Raw genomic sequence first — 21,008 nt, forward strand, 5'->3', positions numbered from 1 at the left:
AAACGTCCAGTTTCGGAGATTTTCATTGGGCCAGTTGAGCGACGGGAGATCAAGACGCACGGGCGCAGCCCGCCGCATTTATCTTGATCTGCGCGACCAGATCGGTGCTGGCGTCTATGCGCCCGGTGACAGACTGCCATCGAGCCGTGCGCTCGCCGAGGAACTGGGCGTGTCGCGCACGACGGTCACGGCCGCTTTCGACCAGCTCGTCTCCGAGGGCTACGTGATCAGCCACCAGGGCTCGGCGTCGATCGTCTCGGATATGGCCGGGCCAGGAACGCGACACAGGCGACAGGCTGAGCATCGCCTGGAATGGCCGATGTCGGACTATGCTGCTCGGCTGATGAAGCTTCCGATCCACCATGCTGAGAGGCGGCCGGCACTGGAGTTCGATTTTCGCTATGGCGATATTGCCGCCGCCGACTTTCCGACGCTGCTGTGGCGGCGGGCGATGAATGCGGTGCTGCTGCGCCGCCGTGCTAGCCTTTCCTACGAGCATCCGGCCGGCTCCGCCGCCCTGAAACAACAACTTCAGGGCTATCTCTGGCGTGTGCGCGGCATCCGCTGCGACGCCGATCAGATCGTCGTCGTTTCCGGCTCGCAACAGGCGCTGGATCTCTGCGCCCGCGTTCTCGTCGATCGCGGCGACAGCGTCATTGTTGAGGAACCGTGTTATGCCATGGCGCGCAACGTCATGGTCGCCGCCGGCGCTGAAATCGTTGCCGCTCCCTGCGACCATGCCGGCCTTGTCGTTGAGCACCTGCCGTCCCGTGGAAAATCAGCGCTCGCCTACGTGACGCCGAGCCACCAGTTTCCGCTCGGTGGCGTCCTGCCGCAGAGCCGGCGGGACGCGTTGCTGCAATGGGCCTATGCGGTCGGAGCCTATATCATCGAGGACGACTACGACGGCGAGTACCGCTATGACGTGAAGCCGATACCGCCGCTGTTTCAAGCGGATCGTGACCGGGTCATTTATGTCGGCACAGTCTCGAAGACGCTCTCGCCGGCCCTCAGGCTGGGCTATCTCGTGGTTCCCCGGCCGTTGATCGAGGTCTTCACGCGATGCAAGCAGATCGCCGACCGGCATAGCCCGAGCCTTGAGCAGGAGGCGCTCGCAATCCTACTGGAAGCAGGCTCATACGAACGGCATGTCCGCAGGATGCGGCGGTCCAATGCAGAGCGTCGCGCCGCCCTGATCTCGGCACTGACATCATCCTTTGGCGAACAGTTAGAGATCGTCGGCACATCGGCCGGGCTGCATGTCGTCGTCTGGTTCCGTGAGATCAGCGCACAGCATGAGACGCGGCTGATCGAAACCGCGGGGGCTGCCGGGATTGGCATCTACCCCGTGTCGCCGCTCTATCTCGAACGCAAACCGGACCGGGCCGGCATGGTGCTCGGCTATGCCTCGCTGACACCGGACGAATTGCGCCGGGGAACGGAAAAGCTGGCATCCGTCGTTTACGGATTAGGCGAGCTTTCCTGCGGCCCGAACGACGGTTGAGTTGCCCACAGGCCTAGATTTCTGCCACAAGCTTCGCCAGCGCTAGGGATGCGGTGAGGCCGGGCGACTCGATGCCGAACAGGTTGATCAGTCCGGGCACGCCGTGCACGCTTGGTCCTTGCACGACGAAATCCTGGCTTGCCACCTCCGGCGGCACGATCTTTGGCCGGATACCGGAATAGGCCGGCACGAGCGCGCCGTCCTTCAGGTCAGGAAAATAGCGGCGGACACCGGCGTAGAACGATGCGGCCTTCGCCGGATCGACGTCATAGTTCAATGTATCGACCCACTCGATATCAGGCCCGAAACGGGCCTGGCCGGCCATATCGATGGTTAGATGGATGCCGAGACCACCCTTGACCGGCACGGGATAGATCAGTCGCGAGAACGGCGCCCTGCCGACATGGGAGAAATAGTCGCCCTTGGCATAGTACTCTTTCGGCACGAGCCCGAGAGGCATGCCCTCAAGCTGGCGCGCAAGCATCGGTGCGCCGAGGCCTGCGGCGTTGACGAACAGGCGGCAGGCAAGGCTCATGGGTTCGGCGCCGCCGACGTCGATGACGATACCGCCATCGGTCATCTTGCCTCGCTCGATGGGGCTGTTGAGCGCCAAGACCGCGCCGGCGTTCTCGGCATCGCCCAGCAGCGACATCATGTAGGCGTGGCTGTCGATGATGCCGGTTACCGGCGACAGCAGCGCGCCAGCGGTGGCGAGCGCCGGTTCGAGGACACGCGCATCCGCGGCCGAGATTTGGCGGAGATCAGGCACACCATTTCGCGCCGCGCGCGCCGCGATATCAGGCAGTTGCTCGAGCTCCAAGGCCGAGGTCGCCACGATCAGCTTTCCGCATTGCCGATGGGGGATGCCGCGCTCGCGACAATAGGCATAGAGCAGGGCCCGGCCTTCGACGCACAAGCGCGCCATCAGGCTGCCCGCCGGATAGTAGATCCCGGCGTGGATCACTTCGCTGTTGCGCGACGACGTTACGCTGCCGATGCGATCGGCCGCTTCGACGAGGATCACCTCACGGCCGGCTTGAGCAAGCACGCGAGCGACGGCCAGCCCGATGACGCCGGCTCCCGCGACAATGCATTCCACTTGCTCATGGGACATGGCGGACCTCAACAGCGCCGTGCGTCAAATGGGACGCCAAGGGTGCTGCAAGACGATGCAGTAGCACAGCATGACGGGATACGTCAGGCAGCACAGGAACGGATGATCTGAACCATCGACATCCCCTGCTGCCTGACGTCATATACTGCGGACCCGCTTTCAGGCCGCCCGTGCACCGGCGGCGAGCGGGATCTCGATGTCGACTTCCAGCGTCGTCACGTGTTCGCCGCGGTCCATCTTGACGGTGACCTTGTCGTCGTCGATCTGAACGTGCTTGGAGATGACCGCGAGGATCTCTTCCCGCAGCAGCGCAACGAGATCCGATTGGCCGACGGAGGCGCGCTCATGCGCCAGCAAGACCTGCAGGCGCTCGCGCGCCGTCGGGGCCGAGCTCTGCTTTTTGAAGAAACTGAAAATGCTCATGCTGCCCTCCGTCCGAAGATCTTGCCAAACAGACCGCGTTTTTCACCCGGGATGGTCATCGGCACGGTTTCGCCTGCAAGCCGGCGAGCAGCGTCGAGATAGGCAAGCGCCGGAGCAGACTTGCTGTCGGCGAGCGTCACCGGGGCGCCGATGTTGGATGCCCTGAGCACGTCCATGCTCTCGGGAACGATGCCGAGCAGCGGAATCGACAGGATCTCCAGGACATCGTCGACCTTCAGCATGTCGCCACGTTCGGCGCGCAGCGCATCGTAGCGGGTCAGGAGCAGGTGCTTCTCGACCCGTTCTCCCCGCTCGGCCTTCTCTGTCTTGGCGTCGAGCAGACCGATGATCCGGTCGGAGTCGCGAACCGAGGAAACTTCCGGATTGGTCACGATCACGGCCATGTCGGCATGGCGCATGGCAAGCGTTGCACCGCGCTCGATCCCGGCAGGGCTGTCGCAGATGATCCAGTCAAAATGCTTCTTCAAGTCGTTAATGACACGCTCCACGCCTTCCGGCGTCAGGCTGTCCTTGTCACGGGTCTGCGATGCCGGCAGCAGGAAGAGCGTCTCCAGGCGCTTGTCGCGGATCAGCGCCTGCGGTAGCTTGGCGTCACCCTGAATGACGTTGACCATGTCATAGACGACACGGCGCTCGGCACCCATGACGAGGTCGAGATTGCGCAGGCCGACATCGAAATCCACGACGACGGTCTTCTCGTTGCGCTGCGCGAGCGCTGCGCCGAGAGCAGCGGTCGACGTCGTCTTGCCGACGCCGCCTTTGCCCGATGTAACAACAACTACTTTCGCCATCTTCCGCTCCTGTTTCCTGGCCGGCACCGGCTCAGTTAAGTCTCTCTGCCATGATCGAGTCGTCTTCGAGCCAAAGCTGCACCGATTGTCCGCGAAGCTCGGACGCCATGTCGTCGGCGGTCTTGTAGACACCGTCGATGGCCAGCAGTTCTGCCTCCAGCCGGCGGCAGAAGATCCGCGCCGAGGTGTTGCCTACGGAACCCGCCAGCGCCCGCCCCCGGAGCGCTCCGTAAATATGGATCGAACCGCCGGCGATAATTTCGGCGCCGGATGCGACCGACCCGATCACGGTGACATCGCCTTCCGGAAAGATCACCGATTGTCCGGAACGAACCGGCTCCCTGACGATGATCGACGCGCTCGCTCTGGCCGCCGGCGTTTCCTGGCCGATGACGGAGACAGCCTCAGGTGCCTTCGGCTCACCGGCGATCAACTCGCCCGCCGCCGCCTCGAATTCCGGCGCCGGCCGCCCGCCTCTCATTGAGGGTGGCATGCCCGGCTCGAACAGCGAGGGACGTCCGCCCTCGATGCCCAGGACGCGGACGTTCCTGCTGGCGAGTTCTTCGAGCAGGCCCTTCAGCTGCGGCCGGTCGATTTCGAGGTCGACGATATCAAGCACTACGGGTCGGCCGAGAAAAAAACCCGCCGAGCGAGCGGCCAGATCGTCGAGCCGCGTCAGCCACGAATCGAGTGGAAGCTCGGGCGACAGCGCGAGGCTCAGGAACGAGCGGCCCTTGATACGGATCGAACGAGCGTCTGTTAGCACTTTGATCATCTTCGTTAATTTTTCGTTGCCGTGATCTAGGCGACGGATGGTTAACAATTGGTTAACAGGCGCCTGCCGCTTCTCGCAGGCGGGCTTTTCGAACGGCTTGCCTCGACACAACTTCGGCAAGCAGGACCGTTGTACGCTTCATCGCGAATGATCTGCCATCGGGTGCACCACGGCCGATTGAACCGGGTACGCCGGTGCCCTATTGGTGCCGACGGCGGTTTCTCGAAAGCAGAATGAATGAAGCACTTTGTCATCGATTGTCAGGGGATTGCAACCGATGCGGATCTCTGGCGCCGCTACCTTGCCGTGACGAATCCTGCGGCTGGTCAAGACTTTGGCTGCAACCTCGACGCGTTCTGGGACGCGGTCGAGGGCGGCGGGCCGGGCTATCCCGGGCGATGCAAACTGACGTTCAAAAATGCAGCAGCGCTCAGCCACATCAAGACCGGCAGTGGCGTATCCCTGTTGGATGGCTTGCAGAATATCGCGCGGGCCGCGACCGTCGTCGTGATTGAGTTCAAGTAGTCGAGATCATCAAAGGCGAGCACTGGAACAGGCTGCATCTCACCTCTCACGCGAGACCCTTGTTGCGGGGTTCGGCATCGATCAGCGACACGCTCAGCGCCGCAAGCAGTAGCAGGCCCGAAATGACGCCGAGCGCGGTCGTGAAACTGGTCGCCATGATCGGGGCAACCATCGACGGCGCAAGCAACCCGCCGACACGGGCGATTGCGCCGGCCGTGCCCATGCCGCTTGCGCGCAGGCTCGTCGGATAGATTTCCGGCGTCAACGCATAGATCGCACCCCACGTGCCCAACAGGGCAAAATTCATCAACAGCGTGGCCGCAACGACAAGCCCTATGCTCTGCCCAAGAGCATAGGCCAGGGAGCCAGCCGCGCTGAGGAGGAGAAAGCCGATCAATGTTGCCTTCCGCCCCCAGCGTTCCACGCCATAGGCAGCCAACGCGTAACCGGGCAACTGGGCCAGTGCCAGAACGACGAGAAAGACTTCGCCGCGTATGAAACCGAAGCCCTCGCCGGCAAGCTTGACCGGCAAGTAAACGAAGATGCCGTAGTAGGATATGGAAATGAGCAGCCACGCCGACATCAGAAAGATCGTCCGGCGGCGAAGCGCAGGCGATAGAAGTGCTGTGATCGATTTGCGCTCGGCAGCCTGAGGGACGATCGGCGGGATGGCGACATCCCGTCCGTTCACATCAGCGATGCGCTGCAACACGCTGCGGGCCTCGGTCGAATGTCCCTGCCGGTTCAGGTAAAAGGGCGATTCCGGGACGTAGAAGCGCAGGACGACACCGATCAACGCCGGAATGCCGGTGATGAAAAAGATGATCCGCCAAGCCTCGCTGCCATGACTGCCAGCCACAAGCGCCAGGATCGCCAATGCAACGGTCCCAATGGCCCAGAACCCCTCCAACAGCACCAGCCAGCGCCCCCGTCGGTTGGCCGGCAGAAATTCAGCCATCATGCGTAATCGACCGGCAGCGTGCCGCCAACCCCAAGCCCGGTGAGGAAACGGGCCACGAATAGCCAGGTAAGGTCGGGTGCAAAGGCCGACGCGATGCCGAAAATTGCGTCGATGATGATCGCGATGAACAGCACGGGTCGCCTGCCGATGCGATCGGCGAGCCGCCCGAAAACAAAGGCACCGACGAGCATGCCGAGAAAGAAGAACGTGCCCGACTGCAGAGCCTGCGGGATGGTGACGCCGAACGTCGCAGCAATTGACGGCGCGCTGAAACCGATTGCCAGCACCTGCATAGCATCTGCCGCCCAGACAAGGCCGAAGATGACGAAGAGGCGACGCTGGAACAGCCCGACGCCGGCGGCCTCGATGCCCTGTTCGATGCTGACTGACTGCATGGGAGGCCTTTGTGCTTATCGTTAATCGGTGGCGCGGCTGTTCGGGCGAGGATGCATCTGCGGCTATCGCACCCGAGAGATGTCCGTCATTCGTGAAACCTATCCGCGCCGACGCACAATCGCCAAGCCTTCAGCCCGCCCGCGAGCGATAAACGACAACGATGCTCGCCGCACACAGCAGTGCCAGCACATACCAGGTTACCGCATAGACGAGATGGCTGTTGCGGAAGCTGACCACCGTCAGCCCGCCGACAGGGAGACCACCCGGATGGGGCGTGGCGTCGGCATCGATGAAATAAGGTGCGATATTCGCCAGGTCCTGGGCCCTGGCGATCGCAACGACGTCACGCGAATACCAGCGATCGGCTGTCGGGTCGTTGGAACGCAGGAAGCCGCCACCCGGTTCCGGCATTCGCAAGAGGCCGATAACCTCGACAACACCGGAAGTCCGGCTCTGGGAGCGGGCGGCAGCATCGCGCCGATCGAGCGGAACAAAGCCACGGTTGATCAGGATGGTCGACCGGTCGTCCTGGACAATCGGCGTCATCACCCAGAAGCCGGCGCCACGCTCGGTGACCGCCTGGACCAGCACTTCCTTCTCGTGCTCGAAGACGCCGGTCGTGGTTACGCGACGGTATTCGTCCTTTTCCGCGCTGATACCGGGCCATTCGGCCGGGGGCGGAGCCGGAACAGGTTCGGCGTGAACCCGGGCATCGACGCGGGCAATCAGCTCGAGCTTCCAGAAGAGCCTCTGCACCTGCCAGGAGCCGAGGGCGAAGAAAGCCACCATCAGCACCGACAGGGCGACGGTGAGAATGGTGCGAGCGCGGACAGGCTCTGCCCCCACTTCGATCTTCGCCGCTCCCCCATTCATCGCCATGCCGTCAACGGACCGTCATGGCATGTTCTTCATCATTTCGTGCGTCATCGGCATCATGTTGACGTTCAGATGGTGCATGACCCACAGCGAGCCGGCGAGCGCGATGCCGACGATAATGAGCGTGAAGATCAGCGCCATCATCGTCCAGCCGCCTTCCGAACGCGGGTTCATGTGCAGGAAAAAGATCATGTGCACGACGATCTGGATGGCCCCGAGGCCCATGACGAAGACGGCCGTCGTCAGCTTGCTATCGAACACGCCGCCTATGACCAACCAGAAGGGAATGGCGGTCAGGACGACGGAAAGCGCGAAGCCGATCATGTAGCTTCTGAACGAGCCGTGGCCGGCTTGGTGGCCGTGGCTGTGGCCGTGATGGGCCTGGCCGGCATCTTCATGGGTGAGGCTGTTTGGCTGTGAGCTCATCCGATGGCTCCGATCAGATAGACGAAGGAGAAGACGCCAATCCAGATGACGTCGAGGAAGTGCCAGAACATCGACAGGCACATCAGGCGGCGACGGTTCTCGGGGATCAGGCCATGCATCTTGACCTGCACCATCATCGTCACGATCCAGATGATGCCGAAGGTGACGTGCAGGCCGTGGGTGCCGACGAGCGTGAAGAACGACGACAGGAACGCGCTGCGTGTCGGGCCTGCCCCCTCAAGGATCAGGTGATAGAACTCGTAGAGTTCCAGCCCGAGGAACGCCAGGCCGAACACGGCGGTCACGCCAAGCCAGAAGATCGTCTCCATCTTGGCGTTGCGCTCCATCTGGAGCATGGCAAAACCATAGGTGATCGAGGAGAACAGCAGCATTGCCGTGTTGATGGCAACAAGCGGCAGATCGAACAGATCGGCCGGCGACGGACCGGCCGCATAGTTGCGCCCGAGCACGCCATGGGTGGCGAAGAGGACGGCGAAGATGAGGCAGTCGCTCATCAGGTAGATCCAGAAGCCCAGCATGGTGCTGCCTTCGGGATGGTGCTCTTCCTCCAGGTAGAACTGCGGCGCTTCGGTTGCTTCGACTTGGGTCTTGTTCGCCATCTCAGGTGCGCTCCGCCAGAAGTTCGGACCGGGCGTCCTCGGTTGCGGTGACGGTCTCGGCAGGGATGTAGAAATCCCGCTTGTAGTTGAACGTGTGGCCGATCGACACGACCAGCATGGTAACGAACGCAACGATCGCCAGCCACCAGATGTACCAGATCAGCGCGAAGGCGAGGACGACGCTGAGACCCGCGAGGATGACGCCGGTTCCGGTATTCCGTGGCATATGGATCGGCTTGAAGCCGCCGAGCGGACGCTCGTAGCCACGGTTCTTCATATCGTACCAGCTGTCGTGATCGTGCACGACGGGTGTGAAGGCGAAGTTGTAATCCGGCGGCGGCGAGGAGGTCGACCACTCGATCGTCCGGGCGTTCCACGGATCGCCCGTCGTGTCGCGCAGCTGATCGCGCCTGAGGTAGCTGACGACGAGCTGGACGACGAAGGAGGCGATGCCGAGCGCGATCAGCACGGCGCCGAAGGCGGCGATGACGAACCAGATCTGCAGCGACGGGTCCTCGAACTGCGACACGCGGCGGGTAACGCCCATCAGGCCGAGCACGTAGAGCGGCATGAAGGCGAAGAAGAAGCCGATCTGCCAGAACCAGAAGCTCATCTTGCCCCAGAACGGATCGAGCTTGTAGCCGAAGGCCTTCGGCCACCAGTAGACGAGACCCGCCATCAGGCCGAACACGACGCCGCCGATGATGACGTTGTGGAAGTGGGCGATCAGGAACAGCGAGTTGTGCAGCACGAAGTCTGCAGGCGGGATGGCCAGCATGACGCCGGTCATGCCGCCGATGACGAAGGTGACCATGAAGCCGACGGTCCACAGCATCGGGACTTCGTAGCGGATGCGGCCGCGATACATGGTGAAGAGCCAGTTGAACATCTTCGCCCCCGTCGGGATCGAGATGATCATCGTGGTGATGCCGAAGAAGGCGTTGACCGATGCCCCGGACCCCATGGTGAAGAAGTGGTGCAGCCAGACGAGATAGGACAGGATCATGATCACGCAGGTCGCATAGACCATGGAGGCGTAACCGAAGAGCCGCTTGCCACAGAAGGTGGCAACGACTTCCGAGAAGATGCCGAAGGCCGGCAGAATGAGAATGTAGACCTCCGGATGACCCCAGATCCAGATGAGGTTCACATACATCATCGGGTTGCCACCAAGGTCATTGGTGAAGAAGTTGGTGCCGGCGTAGCGGTCGAGCGACAACAGCGCCAGCGTCGCCGTCAGGATCGGGAAAGTGGCGACGATCAGGATATTGGTGCAGAGCGACGTCCAGGTGAAGACCGGCATCTTCATCAGCGTCATGCCCGGTGCGCGCAATTTGACGATGGTCGCTATCAGGTTGATGCCGGACAAGGTCGTTCCGACACCCGCGACCTGCAGGCCCCAGATGTAATAGTCGACGCCGACGCCGGGACTATAATCGGCGCCCGACAGCGGCGGATAGGCAAGCCATCCGGTGCGCGCGAATTCGCCGACGAACAGCGACATCATGATGATCACGGCACCGGCCGTCGTCATCCAGAACGAGAAATTGTTGAGGAACGGAAAGGAGACGTCGCGCGCGCCGATCTGCAGCGGCACGACATAGTTCATCAGGCCGGTGACGAAGGGCATGGCCATGAAGAAGATCATGATCACGCCATGTGCGGTGAAGATCTGGTCGTAGTGGTGCGGATTGAGATAGCCCTCGTTGCCGTTGAAGGCGATCGCCTGCTGCAGGCGCATCATGATCGCGTCGGCAAAGCCGCGCAGCAGCATGATGAGCGCTAGGATCACATACATGATGCCGATCTTCTTGTGATCGACACTGGTGAACCACTCGGTCCAGAGGTAGCCCCAGAGCCTGTATTTCGTGATCAGCGCCAGGACGGCGATGCCGCCGATCGCCACGGCGATGAACGTCGCGACCAGGATCGGCTCGTGATAGGGGATCGCTTCCCAGGTGAGCCGCCCGAAGATGAATTGTGTGAGGTTGGTGTTACCGAACATAGGGCTATCCAAATTCTCTTGAAATGCGGGCGTCAGGGCTTCGTGGTGCCGGCGTTGTTCAACTGTGCGGGCGCCGGACCGGCTTGGTTCCCGGCAGGCGCCGCTTGATCCCCGTGCATGTTGTGCATGTCGTGGTTCATCGTCTGCGGCTCTTTGTCGATGCCTTCGGCCGGCTCTTCGCTCTTCGAAGGATTGCCCGTCGCCGGGAAGGTGGCGCCCGGTGCTGCTTCGCCCGCATGGCCCGTTTCCCCGGCATGGCGGTTGTCGTGCTCGAGCTTGGCGCGGTTTTCGTGGCTTTCCACGCCGGCGCCACCCATCATGTCGATGTGCATCATCTGGTTCATGCACATCTGGCCTGTGCGCACGCACATGTTCAGCACCGCGTCGTAAAGCCCGTCCTCGACGCCGGCAAAGTAGCGGACCGGTTCCTTCGTGCTCGGCTTTTCGAGTTTCAGGTAGGCGTCGCGATTGAGCATGGTGCCGTTCTGCTTGACCCTTGCGACCCACTGATCGAAGCCCGCCTGGTCCAACCCATGGAACTTGAAGCGCATGTGCGAGAAGCCGTCGCCGCTATAGTTGGACGACAGGCCTTCATACTCGCCCGGCTTGTTGATAACGGCGTGCAGCTTGGTCTGCATGCCCGGCATTGCATAGATCATGCCGGCAAGGGCGGGGACGTAGAAGGAGTTCATCACCGAGGATGCGGTGATCTTGAAATTGATTGGCACGTCCACCGGTGCTGCCATCTCGTTGACGGTGGCGATGCCGTAGTCCGGATAGAAGAACAGCCATTTCCAATCGAGCGCCACGACCTCGACGGTCAGAGGCTTCGTCTCGGCGGGGACAGGCCGATTGGCGTCAAGCCGGTCGAGCGGCCTGTAGGGGTCGAGCTTGTGGGTGCTGATCCAGGTGACGGCCCCGAGCGCAATGATGATCGCCAGCGGCGCAGACCAGATGACGACTTCCAGCCCGGTGGAGTGATGCCATTCCGGATCGTATTTGGCAGCCGTGTTGGACTGGCGGTAGCGCCAGGCGAAGAACAGCGTCAGGAAAAGCACCGGCACGATGATGATCAGCATGAGGATCGTCGAAACGACGATCAGATCTCTCTGCTGTGCCGCGATATCGCCGGAGGGCGACATCACGACCAGGTCGCACCCGGCAAGGGCCAGGGTCGATAGAAGAACGGCCGATCGTCCGGCGAGCTTCAATGGAGTGGGCATTTCGGGCTCCATTTGCGTTTTGTCTAGTCGGCACTAATCGCGTATCAGGCTCGGCGGAATGAGGTCGTTCGTCGCACTGCAACATTCTGTCGCATCGCAGCAGAATGGACAGCGACGTCCGCAAATGCCCAATCTAGTGCATCCTCGCCGGCTGACCATTGGGAAGATGCCGACGAGTTCACGTTTTTTTTCGCCGCTTCCTTGATCTCGGGCGTTGATTGATCAACATTTCGACGAGGCGGCACAAATCGCCGGGAGGAATTCATGAGCTCGGTCGTCAATCCTACGTCTTCAGGCCTTGAGCGGGACGCCCGTCGCATCCATGACGACAAGCCACTGTCACCAGGCAGCATCGCCATTGGCGTGGTCATCGGCCGGATGTCGGAGTTCTTCGACTTCTTCGTCTACGGCCTCGGCTCGATCCTGGTCTTCCCGAAGCTCATCTTCCCGTTCGCTCCCAGTCCGGTCGCTGCCACGCTGATGTCGTTTGCGATCTTTCCGCTGGCCTTTATCGCGCGTCCGGTCGGCTCACTCGTCTTCATGTGGATCGACCGCAACTACGGACGCGGCACCAAGCTGACCATCGCCCTTGTCATCCTCGGGGGCTCAACGGCCTCGATTGCCTTTCTGCCCGGCTACGAGACCATCGGCTACTGGGCGGTGGCGCTGCTGGCGCTTTTCCGACTTGGACAGGGTTTTGCGCTCGGCGGCGCATGGGACGGGCTTGCATCCCTGCTCAACCTCAACGCACCGCCGGACCACCGCGGCTGGTATGCGATGATCCCCCAGCTCGGCGCGCCCATCGGCTTTGCCCTCGCCAGCATCATCTTCTGCTATTTCGTCGCCAATCTTTCCGAGGAGGATTTCCTTTCCTGGGGCTGGCGCTACCCGTTCTTCGTCGCTTTTGCGATCAACGTCGTGGCGCTGTTTGCCCGGCTGCGCATCGTCGCCAGCAAGGAATTCGGCGCGGCGATGGAGGCACAGGAGCTGCAAGCCCGGCCAGTGTTCGAAATGCTGAGCAAACACGCGCTGGACGTGGTGCTCGGCGCCTTCGTGCCTTTGGCAAGCTTTGCGATGTTCCATCTGGTGACGATCTTCCCGCTGAGCTGGGTCATCCTGAACGGCGGACAGTCGGCTGCCCGGTTCCTGCTGGTCCAGGTCGCAGGCGCAGCCGTCGGCGTGATCGGCATTATCGTGTCGGGCCTGATCGCCGACCGCGTCGGCCGCCGCAACGAGCTGATGATCGGCGCGACACTGATCGCTATCTTCAGTTTCTCCGCACCCTTCCTTCTTGACGCCGGCGGGGCCGGGCAGGACGCCTATATCCTAATCGGCTTTGGCGTCCTCGGCCTCACCTTTGGCCAGGCCTCCGGCGCTGTTTCCTCGCGCTTCACCCAGTACTACCGCTACACCGGAGCGGCACTCACCTCCGACCTGGCTTGGCTCGTCGGCGCGGCGTTCGCACCGCTGGTGGCGCTTGGACTTGCGACCAGCTTCGGCATCGTCTTCATCGGCGGCTATCTGATCTCCGGTGCAATCTGCACGCTGGTAGCGCTCAGCCTCACCCGGGCGCTCGACCAGAACTGATCCGCCCTTGCGGCGGTTCGGCTCCGCATCTGACGCTACCGTCCAGCCTGCCTTTGCGTTCTTTTGAATGAACGGGGAATAATCCCTGACGCCGACCGTTCTTCCGCCCATCCGAACGGAGAACGGGCATGTTGCACTTTTGGAAGAAAGAACCGCCACGCATCCAATTCCTCTGCCAGCCGGAAGACCTGGGGGTCATCGCCCCGCCCGTGGCCGCCAAAACCAGTCTGCCGGAATGGTATCGCAGGCTGCCCGCAGCTGACCCGCAGCACCTTTCCGCCAGAGACAACGGCCTGACCATCAAGCGCTGCATGCCATTCCTGGACGCGATGACATCAGGCTGGATCCTGCCATTGGCCGCCACGGTGCGTCTCGAAATCCGCGACGACGGGCGAAACGTCGAGGCTGGCTGGTATCGAAAGATGGCACGGGCCACGCGCTGACCTGCTGCCAACGTCAAAAAGCGGGGACCGGTCCACCGGTCCCCGCTCAATTTTTTTGATCATCTGTCAGCGCGTATGCCACAGCTTGCCGGAGCGATACGTGCGGTCTGAGCCGTTCGAACTGGAATTGGACGAGCTGTTCGATGATGAATTCGAGCTGGAGTTGCTCGACGAGTTGGAGGAGCTGTTGCCAATGATCGTGCCGTCGTTGTGGCCGCCCGCCTGCCTGCCGACGGATTGCACCGGCGCGGTGCTCTGCTTTGCCTGCGCCTCAGTGCCGGCAAGGGCGGTTACGCCGGCGATGAGGGCGGCGCCCAATTTCCAGTGGTTCTTCATGCCCGTAACTCCTTCTTGAAAAGCGAACCGGTATCTCCGGTCCGAAGGAATAACGGGCGTCACGAAGCTCTATTCCATCGTGAAACACTTTCCTCGCTCGAACTAAGGCGTCGACGATCAATCACGAAACCGCCGACACCCCTGCCCGGCGCTCGCGGCTTGCCATCAGCCCTCCAACCGCGGTGACGATGATGACGGCGGCGTAGATGTCGGTGGTCGTTTGATAGCCCAGTGTCTTTGCAAGAAACCCTGCAGCCATCGCCGGCAGACTGAAGGCGAGATAGCTCTGGATGTAGAAGGCAGAAAGCAGCCCGGCGCGCTCATCCGCCTTGGCGAGCGGCATGATCGAGCCCATGATGCCGAGGAAGCTGGTGCCGAAACCGACTCCGGTTAGCAAGGTGCCAAGGGTCATGACCGGCACATTTGCGAGGTGCGTGCCGGCAACCACGATCAGCATACCGGCGGTCGTGGCCGAGACGCCGAAGGCCACGTTTGCCCGGGGACTGCGCGAGCGGCGCAGGAAGACGCTGACGGCACCGGCTGCCATCAACGTGGCGACAACGGCTCCACCGGTCAGCGGTGCCCGGCTGCCGGTGACGGACGCGACGAGCGAGGGCATCAGCGAGAGATAGAAGCCCCCAAGCGCCCAGTTGGCGATGTTGATCGGCGTCACCAGTGCCAGCGGTCGCTTGATCTGAGGCGGAATGGCGATCGTCGGCTTCAGCGAAGACAGCGCGCCGCTGCGTCTGCCGCCGGTCTCCGGCGTCAGCCATATCGCGAGCGCCAGCACTGCAAAGCCGATCAGGAGCAGGCCATAAACGAGGTGAAGCGGAAACGGCCCGTATTGAATGAGCGCGCTGGTGCCCAATGCGCCAACGGCCATGCCGATCAGCGGCGCGAGCGAATTGACGAGCTGGCCCCTGCCGCGATCGACGTCGACCAGCGACGCACCGATAGAGGCGCCCGCAATGCCGGTCGCAAACCCCTGGACGATACGCGCCGCGATCAGCCAGGGCGGTCCGTCGGCAACGACGAAGAGCGCCATCCCCACGATTTCGAGAAGCAGCGCAACGAAAATCACCGGCTTCCTGCCGAGATGGTCGGATATCGAACCGGCGATCAGCAGGGCGGACAGAAGCGCGAAGGCGTAGACCGCGAAGATGCCGGTCATCATCACGGGCGAGGCGGCAAAGCTCTCCTGGTAGATGCGGTAAAGCGGCGTTGGTGCCGCCGACGCGCCGAAGAACGTGGCAAGCGTGACCGCGTGGAAGGCGATGGGGTTGGCGGCCGGACCGCCACTCTCACTGGATTTGGCAGAGGAGAACATCTATATAGCCCTTAACGCTAAATCGTTGCGTTTAGGTGATGTAGGGACGAACGCCGATAAAAGCAAATAATTTGCGTTTATGGTGCAGTGAAAGTTTCTGATCCATGCGCAGCACGCGGAAGGAAGGGTTGGAATGGCAGGCAGGGAAGGTCCCCGTCCAGGCGGGCGAAGCGCCAGGGTACAGGCGTCGGTGCACGGGGCCGTTCAGGCTCTGATGACACGAATGGAGCGCGCAGAGATCACCATTCCGATGATCGCCGTCGAAGCGGGCGTCACGCCCTCGACCATCTATCGCCGTTGGGGCGACATCCAGGAACTCCTGGCAGATGTCGCTGTCGAACGGCTGAAACCCGACATGCAGCCGGTCGATACCGGAAATGGTGGCAAGGATCTTCTGGCCTGGGCCGAACAATACGCCGAGGAAATGTCCTCGAAACCCGGGCGTGAGATGATACGTGACGTGCTGGCAGCGCAGGACGGCAGCGGCGCCTATCAGTGCTGCAACTTCACCAAGCAGCAGATTGAGGTGATCGCAGCACGCGCTGCGGACCGTGGCGAAGCATTTCCTGAGGTCGACGCCGTCATGGACCGCGTCGTCTCACCGATCATGTACCGCATCCTTTTCGGCGAGGCGCCGGATACGGCACATGTCGCGCGTCTGGTCTCGGGCGCAATGGGACTGGTTTCGAAAGCGCCCGCTTCCGTCTGATCAAAGCGCGTATGCACCGACGTGACGGCGGTGCCGGAAGCGGCCGAGCATTGCGATGGCCAACACGAGGACCGCACCCAGCGCATAGGCGAGCACATCCCACCAGTCCGGCGTGGCTCCAAGCACGATCCTCAAGACGGGATTGGAAATGCGGATATCGAAACTGGCCGCCAGATACTGCGCAAGCTCGATCGCCACGCCTAGCAGGAAGGCGATACCGGCGAGCAGCTGGGGTCGAGCTTTCACCGCCGATGCCAGCGTGCAGTACACCCACATCACGGCAAGGACATCGCCGGAAAAACTGCGGACCCAACCCCATCCGGCCCCACGCGTTGCCAGCACGACGAGGACGACGAACAGAAGGATGGAAAATAAGAAGGCGGTACGGTTGAAGCGGAGTTCCATGGCAAGCGATGTAACCACACGCGACCCGTCTGTCGAGCGATGCGGATCGGCAAATGGCGCGTAGTCGTCGGCCGCCGTCAGAAGAGCAGAGGCCGGCAGCACAACGCTACTGAGTTCGGAAATCTCGCAGCCGTTTACGCCAGCTGCGTTGTCCTTCACAAAATCCATCAGCCATCCCGCAGGCCTCATCTGACGCTTCCGTTCGATTTGGGGCTATAGGCCGCATTCGACCCTGCTGCACGCGTCGAGAGCAGGCGGACGAACGATCAGCAATCCGCAATTGAGCGACGCAAGGAAACGTCGAGGAGGCTGCCCGCCGAAGACGGCTCGTCATCGAAATAAGGCGGTGCTCATTTTCGATCGAACAGCCGCTATCTCTGCGACAGCGGCTGCGGAAAGTCGTGCAATCTGATCTTTTTGCCAGGGATTCGCATCGTGCGTTTCCGCTTCAGGCGGAGCCGCGGAAACGCACGATGCGACACTCTAGAATCGTCCGCCGACCCCCAAGCGCGCACCAGCATAGGTCTCACCATCGCCTTCCACGGTTACGCGCAGGTTTGCGTCGACAACCCAGCTCTCGTTCGCCTGCAGAGACAAACCAGCCAACACCGAACCGAACATGCCATTGCCATCGAGACCGGAGTACCCGGCCGCGGCACCGAGCCGTGGTTTGAGCGTCATGTCGTTCTCCAGTTTAAACTGCCGCTCGATCTCGGCCCCGAGGCTCACCCGGAACTGCTCGAGGGTGAATCCTTCCAGAGCGACATCGCCGCCAGCCACATTCTGAACGCCGTAGTCTTCGACATTCTCATTGAGGTAAACGGCGCGCAGCTTCGGCATCACGACCGTCTCCTCATTGAGGTCCCATTGGCCGGTGATGGAGCTGTCCCACATCCATCGGCTGCTATCGAAGGAGCCGTCGAAGAAGGCGGTATCGATATCGTTGCTGGAACCGCCATAGAGAAGACTGGTATTGAAGAAGATGCCCGTCACCAGTTCGAGCGACGTATACGGTCCGGCAAGCCAGCCTGTGCCACGGATCTCGGCGTCGTCATCCGTCGGATCGGTCATATGATCGAGATGGAACGAGAACCCGACCAGCGCCTTTTCGTTGAGCAGATAATCAACGCCGACCGAAAGAAGGCCAAAGCCGCCCCACCGATCATCGTTCTGCTCCCGATTGTGGAGCATCATCGTGGCGTCAAGCCATGCGTTGAACGGCGAAACTTCGCCGCCTTCGATACCGTCTGCAGCGTTTCTCGCCGCTTCGAGCTGAGCCAAGCTGGTGGCAAAGCTCATGCCGACCCCATCCGTCGAGGGCGACAGACGCATCGTCACCGGGTCGGTTCCGGCCTGCAGTCGGCGCCGCTCCAGCAGGCCCGGCACCTGGATGCTTGACGCCAGGAGATTTTGCCGGGTCTGGACAAAGCCTCGCACCAGTGAATCGATCTCGCCGATGACGGCATCTGCGTCGAAGCTCAAGTTGTAGGTGATCACACCGACATTCGACGCTCCGGCGGCGGCCGTCAGCTGGTATCCGATCTTTGCCTGGCCGGCGAAAGCAGGATCCGGTGTAAACTTCAGGTAATAGCCAACCGGAGCGAATGCACCGACCTGGGCCAGCTCCCCCTCGATAATCTCCGCTTTGCCGGCGTTGGCGGGGCTCACGGTAAGGACCTGCGCGTCGCTGAACGGTCCACCGGTCGCCCCGCCATTCAAATACACATTTGGCGGCGATGAGCCCGCGGGAACGTTGACGATCTGGTCGGCGACGCTGACCTCGCGAGCCGTGACCTTCAGCGTATAGGCGGCGCTCGCCGTGCTGCCGGCGGCATCGGTGACGGAAACCGTAAAGCTGTAATCCGTGACCTCGGCATCGTTGCTCAGCGGTCCGGTCAACTCGCCCGTGGAAACGTTGAGGACCATGCCCTTGGGAAGGGTGCCGCCGCTCACCGCGTAGAGCAGAGCGCCGGTACCTCCCGCGGCCGATATCGGCTGCGCGTATTTCTCGCCGGCCATCGCCGGTGGAAGAGCGCCCGCCGCCGGCGTGAACGTGAAGTTGGCCGCTGGCGCGGCGCGGGTGACGGTCACCGTATAGGTCTTCACGGTGCCATCCTCCGCCGTCACGACCGTGGCCAGCGTATTCGAGCCGACTGAGAGCGGGATCGAGGCAGAAGCTGCGCCGGATGCGACCGGCGCTCCGTTGACGGTGACTGTCGCCGCCGCATCGCTTGCCACCGGCGTCAGCGTCAACGACGCCGTCGCATTTGGAACCGACGCCGTATAGGACGTCGCGCCGGACGAAAAGGCCGGAGACAGCGTGCCGATGCTCAACGACAGGCCCGACAGATTGGCGTCGGTCGAAGCGGCAAGCGCACGGGTCACGATAACAGTGTAGCTCGTCTGCGTCGTACCATCCCCGGCCGTGACCACGGTCGTCACCGTGTTGGAGCCGACCGCAAGCGCTATCGCTCCGGACGCGGTGCCCGACGCGACGGCCACGCCGTTGACCGTCACCGTCGCCGTTGCGTCACTGACCAGCGGTGTCACCGTCAGCGACGCCGTCGCGTTGGAAACCGAAGCCGTGTACGACATCGTGCCCGATGCGAATGTCGGTGACAGCGTGCCGCTGCTTAGGCCGAGCCCGGACAACTCGGCGTTCGTCGAGGCCGCACGAGTGACCGTCAGCGTGTAAGACGTCTGCGTCGTGCCATCCTGGGCCGTCACCACCGTCGTGACGACGTTGGTGCCGACCGCAAGCGTGACGGAGCCCGAGGCAGCACCCGACACGACTGTTACCCCGTTGACAGTGATGGACGCCGTCGCATCGCTTGCGGTCGGCGTCAGCGTCAATGAGGCCGTGGCATTGGGGACCGAGGCCGTGTAGGCCGTCGTGCCCGTCGCAAACGCCGGAGACAGCGTGCCGCTGCTGAGCGACAGGCCGGACAGGTCTGCATTCGTCGACGGCGCGCGCGTCACTGTGACCGTGTAGGTGTTCGTCGTACCGTCCTCGGCTGTCACGACCGTGGTCAGCACATTCGGACCGACCGCAAGCGCGATCGAGCCGGAGGCAGCGCCCGAAGCCACCGCCACGCCATTGACGGTGACCGTTGCGGTCGTATCGCTGACATCAGGCGTCACGGTCAGCGACGTCGTCGTATTCGGAATGAAAGCCGTGTAGCTGGTTGTGCCGGATGCGAACGCCGGAGACAGTGCGCCTGCACTCAAGCCCAGGCCGGACAGGTCGGAATTCGACGACGCAGCACGCGTTACCGTCACCGTGTAGGTGTTCACCGTCGTGCCATCCTGAGCGGTGACGACCGTCGTCACGACATTGGCTCCGACCGCAAGCGCGATCGTGCCCGAGGCTGCACCCGAAGAGACGGCCACCCCATTGACCGTAATCGTCGCTGTCGTATCGCTTACCCCTGGCGTCACCGTCAGCGACGTCGTCGCATTGGGGACCGAGGCCGTGTAGGTGGTCGTACCGAACGCAAAGGCGGGAGATAGCGTGCCGGCGCTCAGGCTCAGGCTCGACAGGTCGGCATTTGCAGAGGCGGCCCGCGTCGCCGTTACCGTATATGTTTTCGTCGTACCGTCCTGGGCCGTCACCACCGTCGTCAGGACGTTGGTGCCGACCGCAAGCGCGATCGTGCCCGAAGCTGTACCCGTCGCGACGGCGACCCCATTGACTGTGACCGACGCCGTCGTGTCACTGACCGTGGGCGTCACGGTCAGTGATGCCGCCGCATTGGGAACTGTAGCCGTGTAGGAAACCGTGCCGGAGGCAAAGGCCGGCGACAGCGTGCCGGCGCTCAAGTCCAGGCCGGACAAGTCGGCATTTGCCGAAGGCGCGCGTGTCACCGTAACGGTATAGGTTTTCACGGTCGTGCCATCTTCGGCCGTGACCACCGCCGTCACCGTGTTCGAGCCGACATTGAGCGCAATCGCACCGGAAGCCGCATTCGAGGCGACCGGATCGCCATTGATCGTCAATGTCGCCGCCGAATGGCCGATCATTGACGTCACCGTCAGCGACGTCGTCGCGTTCGGCACCGACGCCGTATAGGATGTCGTTGCTGCGGCAAACGATGGCGATAGCGTGCCATCACTCAAGATCATGCTGTCGAGGTCGGCATTCGACGAAGCCGCACGGGTCACGTTCACCGTGTAGGTCTTCGATGCCGTGCCGTCTTCGGCCGTCACCACCGTGGTCAGCGTGTTCGAACCGACGGCAAGGGGGATCAGGCCAGAGGCCGTCCCCGAAACAACGGCCACTCCGTTGACCGTGATGGTCGCCCCCGCGTCATTGACCGTGGGTGTCACCGTCAGCGACGCCGTCGTATTGGGAACAGAGGCCGTATAGGATGTCGTGCCCGGCGCAAACGTCGGAGACAGGGAGGTTCCGGTCAGCGACAAGCTGGCCAAGGTGGCATCCGTCGACGGCGGTGCTACGCAACTCACCGTCGCCTGTATCGTCGCGCCGCTGACGTTGCTCCAGGCATAGACGACATACTCGCCGCTGGCGGGCACTGTGTGCG

The 21,008-nt window shown here is 62.4% G+C and carries 17 protein-coding genes and 2 pseudogenes; 5 read left to right on the plus strand and 14 right to left on the minus strand.

Annotation, left to right across the window (positions count from 1 at the left end; genetic code table 11):
* The first annotated feature begins 25 nt into the window (after window positions 1-25).
* Window positions 26-1,504: a PLP-dependent aminotransferase family protein gene (locus C6558_RS31520; RefSeq protein WP_025429516.1), complete on the plus strand. Its 1,479-nt coding sequence runs from the start codon at window positions 26-28 to the stop codon at window positions 1,502-1,504.
* A 13-nt stretch (window positions 1,505-1,517) separates the two neighbouring features.
* Here C6558_RS31520 and C6558_RS31525 read toward each other — a convergent pair whose 3' ends face one another.
* The 4 genes from C6558_RS31525 to minC all read right to left on the minus strand — a co-directional run bounded on the left by C6558_RS31525 (window position 1,518) and on the right by minC (window position 4,628).
* The gene (locus tag C6558_RS31525) at window positions 1,518-2,618 is read right to left on the minus strand and encodes an NAD(P)/FAD-dependent oxidoreductase (protein WP_199197074.1); all 1,101 of its coding nucleotides are present in this window, start codon (window positions 2,616-2,618) and stop codon (window positions 1,518-1,520) included.
* A gap of 159 nt (window positions 2,619-2,777) precedes the next feature.
* Window positions 2,778-3,041 (minus strand): cell division topological specificity factor MinE, encoded by a 264-nt coding sequence (gene minE, locus C6558_RS31530; RefSeq protein ID WP_025429518.1) that lies wholly within the window; start codon window positions 3,039-3,041, stop codon window positions 2,778-2,780.
* On the minus strand, window positions 3,038-3,853 hold the full coding sequence (gene minD, locus C6558_RS31535; protein WP_025429519.1) for a septum site-determining protein MinD: 816 nt from the start codon (window positions 3,851-3,853) through the stop codon (window positions 3,038-3,040). The genes minE and minD overlap by 4 nt, the downstream gene beginning before the upstream one ends.
* A 31-nt stretch (window positions 3,854-3,884) precedes the next feature.
* A complete protein-coding gene (gene minC / locus C6558_RS31540) occupies window positions 3,885-4,628 on the minus strand; it encodes a septum site-determining protein MinC (RefSeq protein WP_057207625.1) in 744 nt (247 codons plus the stop codon).
* A 237-nt stretch (window positions 4,629-4,865) separates the two neighbouring features.
* Here minC and C6558_RS31545 point away from each other — a divergent pair, with 237 nt between their 5' ends.
* Window positions 4,866-5,153: a barstar family protein gene (locus C6558_RS31545; protein WP_025429521.1), complete on the plus strand. Its 288-nt coding sequence runs from the start codon at window positions 4,866-4,868 to the stop codon at window positions 5,151-5,153.
* Window positions 5,154-5,199: 46 nt separating this feature from the next.
* On the opposite strand, the pseudogene C6558_RS31550 reads toward C6558_RS31545, so the two are convergent.
* The 6 genes and pseudogenes from C6558_RS31550 to cyoA all read right to left on the minus strand — a co-directional run bounded on the left by C6558_RS31550 (window position 5,200) and on the right by cyoA (window position 11,660).
* Window positions 5,200-6,509, minus strand: a pseudogene (locus tag C6558_RS31550) (MFS transporter).
* Window positions 6,510-6,639: 130 nt separating this feature from the next.
* Window positions 6,640-7,389 carry an SURF1 family protein gene (locus C6558_RS31555; protein ID WP_107028130.1) on the minus strand — a complete coding sequence of 250 codons (750 nt, stop codon included), beginning with the start codon at window positions 7,387-7,389 and terminating at the stop codon, window positions 6,640-6,642.
* Between the two features lie 15 nt (window positions 7,390-7,404).
* Window positions 7,405-7,812: a cytochrome o ubiquinol oxidase subunit IV gene (gene cyoD / locus C6558_RS31560; protein ID WP_025429524.1), complete on the minus strand. Its 408-nt coding sequence runs from the start codon at window positions 7,810-7,812 to the stop codon at window positions 7,405-7,407.
* Window positions 7,809-8,432, minus strand: coding sequence for a cytochrome o ubiquinol oxidase subunit III (gene cyoC, locus C6558_RS31565; RefSeq protein WP_025429525.1), 624 nt, complete (start codon window positions 8,430-8,432; stop codon window positions 7,809-7,811). The genes cyoD and cyoC overlap by 4 nt, the downstream gene beginning before the upstream one ends.
* Before the next feature lies 1 nt (window position 8,433).
* On the minus strand, window positions 8,434-10,437 hold the full coding sequence (cyoB, locus tag C6558_RS31570) for a cytochrome o ubiquinol oxidase subunit I (protein ID WP_025429526.1): 2,004 nt from the start codon (window positions 10,435-10,437) through the stop codon (window positions 8,434-8,436).
* Window positions 10,438-10,469: 32 nt separating this feature from the next.
* Complete coding sequence (cyoA, locus tag C6558_RS31575) at window positions 10,470-11,660, minus strand: ubiquinol oxidase subunit II (protein ID WP_057207629.1); 1,191 nt, start codon at window positions 11,658-11,660, stop codon at window positions 10,470-10,472.
* A gap of 264 nt (window positions 11,661-11,924) precedes the next feature.
* Here cyoA and C6558_RS31580 point away from each other — a divergent pair, with 264 nt between their 5' ends.
* Window positions 11,925-13,247, plus strand: a complete 1,323-nt coding sequence (locus C6558_RS31580; protein WP_057207630.1) for an MFS transporter — start codon at window positions 11,925-11,927, stop codon at window positions 13,245-13,247.
* Window positions 13,248-13,375: 128 nt separating this feature from the next.
* Window positions 13,376-13,660: pseudogene (locus C6558_RS31585) on the plus strand (hypothetical protein); the annotation flags it as partial.
* 96 nt (window positions 13,661-13,756) lie between these two features.
* Here C6558_RS31585 and C6558_RS31590 read toward each other — a convergent pair.
* Window positions 13,757-14,026 carry a hypothetical protein gene (locus tag C6558_RS31590; protein ID WP_057207631.1) on the minus strand — a complete coding sequence of 90 codons (270 nt, stop codon included), beginning with the start codon at window positions 14,024-14,026 and terminating at the stop codon, window positions 13,757-13,759.
* Window positions 14,027-14,147: 121 nt separating this feature from the next.
* Entirely contained in the window at window positions 14,148-15,353 is a 1,206-nt protein-coding gene (locus C6558_RS31595) for an MFS transporter (RefSeq protein WP_025429530.1), read from the minus strand.
* Between the two features lie 133 nt (window positions 15,354-15,486).
* On the opposite strand from C6558_RS31595, the gene C6558_RS31600 reads away from it, so the two are divergent.
* Complete coding sequence (locus C6558_RS31600; RefSeq protein WP_025429531.1) at window positions 15,487-16,062, plus strand: TetR/AcrR family transcriptional regulator; 576 nt, start codon at window positions 15,487-15,489, stop codon at window positions 16,060-16,062.
* Here the strand turns inward: C6558_RS31600 and C6558_RS31605 are convergent, their stop codons facing one another.
* Complete coding sequence (locus C6558_RS31605) at window positions 16,063-16,656, minus strand: DUF2809 domain-containing protein (protein ID WP_245449239.1); 594 nt, start codon at window positions 16,654-16,656, stop codon at window positions 16,063-16,065.
* Between the two features lie 294 nt (window positions 16,657-16,950).
* The gene (locus tag C6558_RS31610) at window positions 16,951-21,000 is read right to left on the minus strand and encodes a cadherin-like beta sandwich domain-containing protein (RefSeq protein ID WP_107028131.1); all 4,050 of its coding nucleotides are present in this window, start codon (window positions 20,998-21,000) and stop codon (window positions 16,951-16,953) included.
* Between the last annotated feature and the right edge of the window lie 8 nt (window positions 21,001-21,008).

Origin of the sequence: Ensifer sp. NM-2 (assembly GCF_003024455.1) — a bacterium.
Taxonomy (GTDB): Bacteria; Pseudomonadota; Alphaproteobacteria; order Rhizobiales; family Rhizobiaceae; genus Ensifer; species Ensifer canadensis.